Below are 8,051 nucleotides of genomic sequence, written 5' to 3' on the forward strand. Positions count from 1 at the left end.
GTGATGGGCGCGGCGTTCGACGTGATGCGCCAGGCGGCCACCACGCTGGCGATCGAAGCCAACGGCGTGTCCGACAATCCGCTGGTGTTCACCGACACCAACGAAGCGCTGAGTGGCGGCAACTTCCACGCCGAGCCGGTGGCCTTTGCCGCCGACATGCTGGCCATGGCCATCTGCGAAATCGGCTCGATCAGCGAACGCCGTACCGCGATGCTGGTGGACCCGGCGCTGTCCGGCCTGCCCGCCTTCCTCACCCCGAAGCCCGGCTTGAATTCGGGCTTCATGATTCCGCAGGTAACCGCCGCCGCGCTGGTCTCGGAAAACAAGCAGCGCGCCTACCCGGCCAGCGTCGATTCGATTCCGACCTCGGCCAACCAGGAAGACCATGTGTCGATGGCCGCGCACGGTGCGCGCCGGCTGCTGGCGATGGCCGAGAACGCGGCCAACGTGGTCGGCATCGAACTGTTGGCCGCTGCGCAGGGCTGCGACTTCCATGCCCCGCTGCGTTCCAGCGACGCGCTGGAAGGCGTGCGTGCACGGCTGCGTGCGCAGGTGCCCACCCTGCAGGACGACCGCTACTTCCATCCGGACATGGTGGCCGCCACCGCACTGGTGCGCAGCGGCGCGCTGGCCGAGGGCCTGGCCGACGTGCTGCCGCAGGTGGAGCCGCTGGCATGACCGCCCACCCGGACTGGCTGCAGGTACATGAGGGCGATGCGCCGCTGATTGTCAGCTTCCCGCATACCGGCAGCGAGCTGCCGCATGACCTGATCGACCGCTACCACTCGCCGTGGCTGGCACGCCGCGATGCCGACTGGTGGGTGCATGAGCTGTACGACTTCGCGCGCGGCATGGGGGCCACCACGGTGCGCTCGGCGATCTCGCGCTCGGTGATCGACCTCAACCGCGACCCCAGCGGTGTGTCGCTGTACCCGGGCCAGAACACCACCGGCCTGTGCCCGCTGACCACCTTCGACAACCAGCCGCTGTACCACCCGGGCAGCGAACCGGACGAGGCCGAGATCGCGCGCCGCCGTGACACGTATTTCGCGCCGTACCACGACGCGCTGGCCGCACAGATCGCGCGGCTGCGTGCGCGCCATGGCACCGTGGTGGTGTATGACGCGCACTCGATCCGCTCGCATATTCCCCACCTGTTCGAGGGCGAGCTGCCGCAGTTCAACCTGGGCACGGCCGGCCCGTCGGGGGCGGTGGATACGTCCTGCGACAACACGCTCAGCGACGTGGTGGAGAACCTGCTGAAGATCAGCGGCCTGTCCCACGTGCGCAACGGCCGCTTCAAGGGCGGCTGGATCACCCGCCACTACAGCAACATCCCCGCCGGCGTGCACACCCTGCAGATGGAGCTGGCCTGCCGTGGCTACATGCACGAGCCGGCACCGGACCAGGTGGACGAACACAGCTGGCCCACCCCGCTCGACCCCGACCACGCCGCACCGTTGCGCCACACCCTGGCACAGGTGCTCAACGCCTGCCTTGCATTCGCTACGAACCGGAGCGCCGCATGACCCGCAACGACCCGTCCCGCACCATCATCGCGCCCACCGGCACCACGCTCACCGCCAAGAGCTGGCTGACCGAAGCGCCGCTGCGCATGCTCATGAACAACCTGCACCCCGACGTGGCCGAGCGCCCGCAGGAACTGGTGGTCTACGGCGGCATCGGCCGTGCCGCGCGCGACTGGGAAAGCTTCGATGCGATCGTCGAAACGCTCACGCGGCTGGAGGACGACCAGACCCTGCTGGTGCAGTCGGGCAAGCCGGTGGGCGTGTTCCGCACCCATGTGGACGCGCCGCGCGTGCTGATCGCCAACTCCAACCTGGTGCCGCGCTGGGCCAACTGGGACCACTTCAACGAGCTGGATAAAAAGGGCCTGGCAATGTACGGCCAGATGACCGCCGGCAGCTGGATCTACATCGGCGCGCAGGGCATCGTGCAGGGCACCTACGAAACCTTCGTGGAGATGGGCCGCCAGCACTACAACGGCAGCCTGGCCGGCAAGTGGCTGTTTACCGGTGGGCTGGGCGGCATGGGCGGCGCGCAGCCGCTGGCCGCGGTGATGGCCGGCGCGTCGTGCCTGGCGGTGGAATGCCGCAAGAGCAGCATCGAGATGCGCCTGCGCACCGGCTACCTGGACACCTGGACCGACAACCTGGATGAGGCGCTGCGCCTGATCGAGGAATCTTGCACGGCCAAGAAGCCGCTGTCGGTGGGCCTGCTCGGCAATGTCGCCGACGTGCTGGACGAACTGCTGCTGCGCGGCGTCAAGCCGGACCTGCTGACCGACCAGACCTCCGCACACGACCCGGTCAACGGCTACCTGCCGCAGGGCTGGACGGTGGAGGAATGGGACGACAAGCGCGTGTCCGCGCCGAAGGTGGTGGAGAAGGCCGCGCGCGCCTCGATGGCGAGCCATATCCGCGCCATGCTCGCCTTCCACGCCCTCGGCGTGCCGACCGTGGACTACGGCAACAACCTGCGCCAGATGGCGCTGGAAGAAGGCGTTGAAGACGCGTTCGATTTCCCCGGCTTCGTGCCCGCCTACATCCGCCCGCTGTTCTGCCGCGGCATCGGCCCGTTCCGCTGGGCCGCGCTGAGTGGCGACCCGGAAGACATCGCCAAGACCGATGCCAAGGTGAAGGAGCTGATCCCGGACAACCCGCACCTGCACCGCTGGCTGGACATGGCCGCCGAGAAGATCAAGTTCCAGGGCCTGCCGGCGCGCATCTGCTGGGTAGGGCTGGGCGACCGTGACCGCCTGGGCCTGGCCTTCAACGAAATGGTCGCCAACGGCGAGCTGAAGGCCCCGGTGGTGATCGGCCGCGATCATCTGGACAGCGGCAGCGTCGCGTCGCCGAACCGCGAAACCGAGGCGATGCAGGACGGTTCCGATGCAGTCTCCGACTGGCCCCTGCTCAACGCCCTGCTCAACACCGCCAGCGGCGCCACGTGGGTGTCGCTGCACCATGGCGGCGGCGTCGGCATGGGCTTCTCGCAGCACGCCGGCATGGTGATCGTCTGCGACGGCACCGAGGCGGCCGCCAAGCGTATCGCGCGCGTCCTGTGGAACGACCCGGCCACGGGCGTGATGCGGCATGCCGACGCCGGGTATGAGATCGCGGTGGAATGCGCGAAAGAGAAGGGGCTGGATCTGCCGGGGATTCTGGGCTGATCCGGATGCGTCCCGGCCAACGGTCGGGACCCACGACCCACGGGGGGGTAGAGCCACCCCATGGGTGGCTGCACGCGGTGCCGGATTGAAGGGCAGCCACCCATGGGGTGGCTCTACCCACATGCAACCCCGCGTACCACCTCGCCGTGCGGGGCTGCGCGTTATCCGCAACGCGCGCACCTACATCGCATCATCCACGCCGATGAACGACGGCATCCACTGCGACGCATCCTCCACCGGTTGCGGCAATCGCCCCTCCAGCCACCCCAGCAGGTCATCCGGCGAGAATCCCGCGTCGCTGGACTGAATCCGCCACGACAGAAACTCACTGGCCGGCCCATTGAGATACGGCGGCGGCGCCACGGGCATGAACGCCGTCGGCAGCGCTTCGGCCACCGACAACCCGTTGATCACGTAGGCAAGCTCCTGCACGGCACTCCACGCCAGCGGATGTGCAAGATCCATCGTGAACCCAACGTACCAGGTGCTGTCCCCGCCCCTGCCCCAGTGCATTGGTGACGCCGACATAGCCGGAATCTTCTGTAGGTAGTCCAGCAGATTCTTGAATTCGCCTGGCCTGGCCAATCGGCTCTCCGGTTGCGTGACGTTGTCTGACAGTATGGCGGAATCCTCCCCCGGCCTCCCGCTGGTTCAGGCCTCACATCCCCGCAAACGCGGCTGCTCGATCGGCGCACCCTACAATGCGTACGCACACAGGAGGGAAGTACGCATGGGACGCAGACGCACGCACCTTATCGACGTCATGGCCACATGGCCGTGGTATGTCAATGTCGGCGCAGGCGCGCTTGGCTTCGGCGCATTGCGCATTCTCGCGCCGCAGTGGCACGAGCGCGCCGCTGGCACACCGACCGCGTTGATTGCAGGCATAGCGGCACAGGCGGCGGTTGCCTGGCTATGGCTGAGCCTCTGCCTGCTGGCGGCACTAGTGTCATGGGCCGGCGCGCGTCGGCGGCGCCGGTTGCTGGACACGCGTACCGGGCTGGAAAGCCTTTCCAGCAACGGATGGCGTGACTTCGAACGGCTGGTCGGCGAGGCATATCGGCGGCAGGGCTACACCGTCGAAGAGACGGGCTTGGGCGGTGCCGACGGCGGCATCGACCTGGTCCTGCGCCGCGATGGCAAACGCACGCTGGTGCAATGCAAGCAATGGCGACGCCAGCAGGTGGGCGTGTCGGTCGTGCGCGAGATGTATGGCCTGCTGGCGCACCATCGCGCCGACGCCGTGCTGATTGTCAGCAGCGGGGGGTTCACCCGTGACGCGCAGGTCTTCATTGTCGGAAAACCCATCACGCTGGTAGCGGGTGAAGACCTCTTGGGGATGATTCAGAAGGTGCAGGTACGTTCGACGGCGACGCCTGCCGCAAGGATCGAGCCGGTGCTGACGGACTCGAAACCCGCCTCCGAGGTGGTGACCTGCAATCGCTGCAGCGCCCCGATGGTGGAACGTCGCAATCGCAGAACCGGTGACGTGTTCATGGGCTGCAGTCGCTTTCCGGCCTGTCGCGGCTGACGGGCGCAGCCTCAGGTCGATCGCATGCAGGTTCACCGGCGGCGCAACGGAGAGCAGCCGACCAACGGTCGGCTCTACCGGAGGGGAGCAGGCGCCCGCTGGCACCCGTACGGCACGGACGGGTGACGCGCCGGACCATACCTGTTAACTTGCGCGCCATCTTTTTGGTTTACAGCCCTTACGCATGTCGCTTTCGCCGTACCGCCCCTGCCCCACCGCGCTCTTCCTGGCCGTCGCCCTCGGCCTTTCCGCCACCGCCCACGCCGCTCCCCAGGCCACCACCCTGGATGCGGTCAACGTGACCGCCGCCAGCGAGACCGAGCAGGCCCGGGCGGCGCTCAAGCGGGTTCCCGGCGCCGGCAACGTGGTGGACCTGACCAAGGCCGACGGCCGGCTGTCCACCAGCGCCGATGTGCTCGCCTACCAGCCCGGCATCAGTGCGCAGTCGCCGGGCAATGAAGGCGCCAAGGTCTCGATCCGTGGCTCGGGCATCAACCGGGGTCCGGGCGCGCATGCCTCGGGGATTTCAGTGTCGCTGGATGGACTGCCGCTGACCGGCCCGGGCGGCACGCCGTATGAGTTGCTGGAACCGCTGTGGCTGAGCCGGGCCGAAGTGCTGCGCGGCGCCAATGGCTTCGAGCGCGGCGCGTTGGCACTGGGCGGTGCGATCAATTACGTGAGCCGCAGCGGGCGCGATTCGGCCGGGCTGGAGCTGCAGTACGAAGCAGGCAGCCGTGGCTACCAGAAGCGCAGCATCGGCTACGGCGGGGTGAGCGGCGATGTCGACTACTACCTGGCCTACACCGACACCGAATCGGACGGCTACCAGCGCCATGCCGCCAGCGACGGCAAAGGCGCGATGGCCAACCTGGGCTGGCAGATCAGCCCAACCCTGGAAACGCGCTTCTTCGTGCGTTACCGCGAGACCAATCACGAAACGCCCGGGCGCCTCACCCGCGACCAGATCCGCAACGACCCGCGTGCGGCCAACCCGGCCAACCTGGCCATCGACGCGCGCCGCCCGCAGCCGGGCAGCACCTGGATCGGCAACACGACCACCTGGCAGATCGACGACGCTTCGTCGCTGCAGGCCGGGCTGGTGTACCACACGTACCCGATGGACTTGAACGAAAGCCTGTACCGGCAGCAGCTGGATTACAGCAACCTCAACGCCACCGTCGATTACCGCCACCGCCACCTGCTGTTGGGCCGCGCCAGCGTGACCACGCTGGGCCTGCGCGTCACCCACGACCTGGACGCGGACGTGCGCGAGACGCTGCGCTTTGCCAGCAACGGCTACGCCGCCGGCACCCACACGCGCGACTTTTCGCACCACGGCACCGACAGCACGCTGCACATCGGCAACGACCTGGCCCTCACCGATGCGCTGCACCTGCAGACCGGGCTGGCGCTGATCAATACCCGCCGCGATGTGCAGGTGACCTGGCCGGCCACGCCCGAGCGCCTGCGCGAGCACCAGTGGGACTATGCGCCGCGGCTGGGCTTCACCTGGCAGCAGACGCCGCAGACACAGTGGTTCGGCAACCTGAGCCGGTCGGTGGAGCCGGCGCACCCATGGTCGATGATCTGGGGTTCGAACCAGTACTTCGCGGCAGGCAATGGGGCATCCACCGGTCGCCAGCGCGCGCCGGTGCAGCTGGACAACCAGACCGCCACCACGCTGGAACTGGGCGCGCGGGGCGACAGCGCGATTGGCCGCTGGGAGCTGACCGGCTACTACGCGCGCGTGCTGCATGAACTGCTCACCGTGGAAGTGCTGCCGGTACCGAACCTCTTCGTGGCCGAGAACAACGCCAGCCCCACCGTGCACCGCGGCTTGGAAGCCGGGCTGGACAGCACCGTGTGGCAGGGGCGCGATGGCCGTCTGTCGTTGCGCCAGGCCTACACCTTCAGCGATTTCCGCTACCGCGATGACGCGCTGTTCGGCAGCAATCGCCTGCCCGGCCTGCCCCGCCACTACTACCAGGCCGAGCTGCGTTACGACCACCCGACCGGCTTCTACGCCGCGCTCAACACCGAATACGCTTCGGCAATGTTCGTGGACTACGCCAACAGCGTCCGCGCCGACAGCCATGCCATCGTCGGCAGCCGGGTCGGGTTCGATGCCCCCAGCGGGCGCTGGCAGGCCTGGGCGGAGATGCGCAACATCGGCGACCGCCACTACGCGGCCACCGTGACGCCCGGTTACAACGATGCCGGCAAGGACGTGGCCCGCTCCACCCCGGGCGAAGGCCGCGGGCTGTATGCCGGCCTGCGCTGGCGGTTCGACTGAGCACACCGGCCAGCAGCGGCAGCGTTGCTGGCCCGCGTCGGGGCCCATCGCCCACCAGTAGAAATACTGAGCCGGACCTGCAGGATTGCCGTGGCGCACACGCGGCGCCAGGTCGACACTGTGGGCACTGCCCTGCACCGGAGCTCGCCGTGATGATCACTTTTTCGCGCACGCTGTGCGCGCTGTCGCTGGCCCTGTGTGCGGTCGGCGTGGGCCGCGCCCAGGACGCACCGCTCACGGCGAGCGCGCGCTTCGCGCAACTGGACCGCAACCACGACGGCCGCGTGACCGCCGACGAATACAACGGCAAGGCCGTGTTCGCCGCACTGGACAGCAACCAGAACTACCGGCTGACCCTGGACGAACTGCAGGCGGTGCTGGGACCGGACCGCGACGGCCAGCTGTCCGCTGCCGACCGCCTGCGCGTGGCCGACCTCAACGGCGACGGCGAACTCAGCCAGGACGAAGTGAGCCGCTTCGCGCAGATGCGGTTCCAGGGCCTGGACAGCAACCACGACCAGCGCCTGGACCTGGCCGAATTCCAGAGCGGTTTTCTGCAACGCTGAGCACCACCGCGTTGCTCACGGCGCCTGCGCAGCCTGCCGGCGCTGCTGCCATTCGGCCCAGAACAACGCCCAGCCGCGTGCCTCTTCGGGATCGGTCGCGGGGTGTTTGGGGCTGCACCGCGCGTAGAAGTCCTCCACCGCGTCCACGAAGGCAAGCACCGCCTTCCGCCACTCCAGCAGGGACACCCGGCAAGGGCCGTCGCCGGCGTCCAGCAGCACCTCATCGCCCTGATGGGTCACCGCGACATCGCGCCCGCCGGGGCAACCGATACAGAACACCGGAAACACGCCGCTGGACGGCAACGCGATGTAGCCACAACACGGAAACAGCGCGTTGCCGTCGCTCACGGTGTCCGCAGGCGCGTGGTCATGCTGCAACGTACGCAGCAGATACAACCCGGCCGCGCTCAAGGTGAAGCTGCCATCGGCGGGCGTGACCAGCGCATGGCCATCCACCGCCAGCATCAC

Annotated in this window: 8 protein-coding genes; 6 read left to right on the top strand and 2 right to left on the bottom strand. The window is 68.2% G+C overall.

What is annotated here, in order from left to right; translation table 11 throughout:
• The 3 genes from DBR34_RS23385 to hutU form a co-directional block, all read left to right on the top strand.
• Positions 1–678: aromatic amino acid lyase (locus DBR34_RS23385; protein WP_258223995.1), on the top strand; the 678-nt coding region annotated here is incomplete at its 5' end.
• Positions 675–1,529 (top strand): N-formylglutamate deformylase, encoded by an 855-nt coding sequence (gene hutG / locus DBR34_RS15730; RefSeq protein ID WP_128097491.1) that lies wholly within the window; start codon positions 675–677, stop codon positions 1,527–1,529. The genes DBR34_RS23385 and hutG, both read left to right, overlap by 4 nt.
• Entirely contained in the window at positions 1,526–3,193 is a 1,668-nt protein-coding gene (hutU, locus tag DBR34_RS15735; protein ID WP_128097492.1) for a urocanate hydratase, read from the top strand. Before hutG ends, hutU begins: the two co-directional genes overlap by 4 nt.
• Before the next feature lie 180 nt (positions 3,194–3,373).
• On the opposite strand, the gene DBR34_RS15740 is transcribed toward hutU, so the two are convergent.
• Positions 3,374–3,658, bottom strand: a complete 285-nt coding sequence (locus DBR34_RS15740) for a hypothetical protein (protein WP_219928311.1) — start codon at positions 3,656–3,658, stop codon at positions 3,374–3,376.
• 265 nt (positions 3,659–3,923) lie between these two features.
• On the opposite strand from DBR34_RS15740, the gene DBR34_RS15745 reads away from it, so the two are divergent.
• The 3 genes from DBR34_RS15745 to DBR34_RS15755 all read left to right on the top strand — a co-directional run bounded on the left by DBR34_RS15745 (position 3,924) and on the right by DBR34_RS15755 (position 7,583).
• The gene (locus DBR34_RS15745) at positions 3,924–4,724 is read left to right on the top strand and encodes a restriction endonuclease (RefSeq protein WP_128097493.1); all 801 of its coding nucleotides are present in this window, start codon (positions 3,924–3,926) and stop codon (positions 4,722–4,724) included.
• Between the two features lie 184 nt (positions 4,725–4,908).
• A complete protein-coding gene (locus DBR34_RS15750; RefSeq protein WP_128097494.1) occupies positions 4,909–7,017 on the top strand; it encodes a TonB-dependent receptor in 2,109 nt (702 codons plus the stop codon).
• 152 nt (positions 7,018–7,169) lie between these two features.
• Positions 7,170–7,583, top strand: coding sequence for a hypothetical protein (locus DBR34_RS15755; protein WP_128097495.1), 414 nt, complete (start codon positions 7,170–7,172; stop codon positions 7,581–7,583).
• A 15-nt stretch (positions 7,584–7,598) separates the two neighbouring features.
• On the opposite strand, the gene DBR34_RS15760 is transcribed toward DBR34_RS15755, so the two are convergent.
• Positions 7,599–8,051: hypothetical protein (locus DBR34_RS15760; RefSeq protein ID WP_181394036.1), on the bottom strand; the 453-nt coding region annotated here is incomplete at its 5' end.

The organism is Stenotrophomonas sp. HMWF003, from assembly GCF_003061285.1.
GTDB lineage: Bacteria > Pseudomonadota > Gammaproteobacteria > Xanthomonadales > Xanthomonadaceae > Stenotrophomonas > Stenotrophomonas maltophilia_AP.